Origin of the sequence: uncultured Thiodictyon sp. (assembly GCF_903828115.1) — a bacterium.
Classification (GTDB): Bacteria; Pseudomonadota; Gammaproteobacteria; order Chromatiales; family Chromatiaceae; genus Thiodictyon.
On the sequence record NZ_CAIKKU010000760.1, the window covers coordinates 1 to 1,899 of the forward strand.

Annotated in this window: 2 protein-coding genes; both read left to right on the top strand. The window is 66.2% G+C overall.

All coding sequences use genetic code 11. The annotated features are described in order from the left end of the window. Positions 1 to 86: 86 nt before the first annotated feature. Positions 87 to 527 (top strand): hypothetical protein, encoded by a 441-nt coding sequence (locus QZY48_RS27955; protein ID WP_295436916.1) that lies wholly within the window; start codon positions 87 to 89, stop codon positions 525 to 527. A 146-nt stretch (positions 528 to 673) separates the two neighbouring features. Beyond that, on the top strand, positions 674 to 1,867 hold the full coding sequence (locus tag QZY48_RS27960; RefSeq protein WP_295436918.1) for a DUF4139 domain-containing protein: 1,194 nt from the start codon (positions 674 to 676) through the stop codon (positions 1,865 to 1,867). Positions 1,868 to 1,899: the final 32 nt, after the last annotated feature.

Sequence of the window (1,899 nt, forward strand, 5' to 3'; positions counted from 1 at the left end):
CGCCCCGTCCCGAACGTTTGGAGACGAGCACCGACCCGCTGGACCCGCGGTTTAACGCGGCATCCGAAACATTGCGGACGGGGCGAATGCCCCGTCCGGCCCAGGGTATGGCCCGTCCGGCCCAGGGGGGCGATGACCGCGTCGAGGCGGTGATCCTGGAACGCCTGGCGGCCCTGAACGCCGAGCGCGCGGCCGAGGAGCGCCACGGCCTCATCCGCTGGCTGCGCCCGGTCTTGCAGCATCCCGGCGGGCACGCCGACGGCGACGGCGCCGTCCAAGCGCAGACGCCACTCGGGCTCGCCGCCCCCACCGCGAGCGGCCCCAAACCCGACTGGCCCAAGACCCTGCCCGAGCAATTCCAGGCCCTGCGCGCCGCGCTCGCCGCCCGCCCGGGCCCGGGGAGCGCCGCAGAGCTCGCCCGGTGCTTCACCCGGGCGCCGCGTGCCCGCGTCGCCGAACTCCTTGATACACTAACGAGCCTAGGCCACGCCCGCCGCCTGGAGGATGGCCGCTACCTTCCCGGCTGATCCTTGCTACCCTCGCATCGTCCAACGGGGACACCGATCGCTCAACACCGTCCGGTTGACCCTAAACCCGGATCATGCGTCGGGCCCCAGCCCAATCGTGATGCCGATCGGTGTCATTCCTTGCCAATCCGGGAGTCGCCTTGGAGATGAATAACGTCACCATGAGTGTTCAGGAACAACGGATCGATGACTCGGCCCAGCAGGCGCTGGCCGTGACCATCTACAATGACGACCTGGCCCTGGTGAAGGACCTGCGTCGCCTGACCCTGACCCTGGGCGAAAACCGCCTCGCCTGGCGCAATGTCTCAGGCCGTATCCGTCCCGAGACCGCCCTCTTATCCGAAACCTCGGGGACGCTCCAGGTCAGTCTGCTGGAACAGAATTTCGACTTCGACCTGCTCACCCCCGAGAGCCTGCTGCGGAAATATCTCGGCCGCCGGGTCCAAGTGATCCGCACCAACGACGCCGGGCAGCGCACTATGGAGGAGGCCACAGTCCTCGCTACCAACGAGGGCGTGATCCTGCGTTATGCCGATCGCATCGAGACTGGCCCGGTCGGACACCTCGCCTTTCCCGACCTGCCGGCGGACCTGCGCGATCAGCCCACCCTGGTCCTGCATCTGGAGGCGGCCCAAGCCGGGGCCGGGACCTTTGAACTGTCCTATCTCACCGGCGGTCTGAGTTGGCGCGCGGACTATGTGGCCGACCTGTCAGCCGACGGTCTGACCCTGGACCTGAGCGGCTGGGTCACGCTGACCAATGGCAGCGGGGTGGCCTACCGGCAGGCGCGGGTGCAACTGGTGGCGGGTGAGATCAACCAGGTCGAAATGGATACTCACGATTGTTTTTGCGACGAACCCCCGCCGCCGTGCCCGATGGCAGGACCCCCAGAAGAGGAAAGCCTGGACGAGTACCACCTCTATACCCTCCAGCGCCCCACCGATATCCTCAACAACCAGACCAAACAGGTGGCGCTCCTCTCGGCCCCGCGGGTGCCGTTGACGCGGGAACTGCTAGTTCGGGGCGACCCCTACTACTACCGGTCCAAGTCATCGGACGGCTGGGACAAATTTCCAGTCGAATCCACCCTGAGCTTCACGAATGCGGACGGGAGCCTGGGCATCCCACTGCCGAAGGGTGTGGTGCGCGTTTATTCCAAGGACCGCCGCGGCAACGCCCAGTTCATCGGCGAGGACCGGATCGAGCATACCCCCAAGCACGAGACCGTCACCCTGAAGCTCGGGGAGAGCTTCGATGTCAGGGTCCGCCGCAAACAGACTGAGTTCAACAAGCTGTCCGGCACCGGCCCCTACAACTATGCCTATGAGGCATGCCTATGAGGCCGCCTTTGCCCTGGAGTTGAAGAACGCCA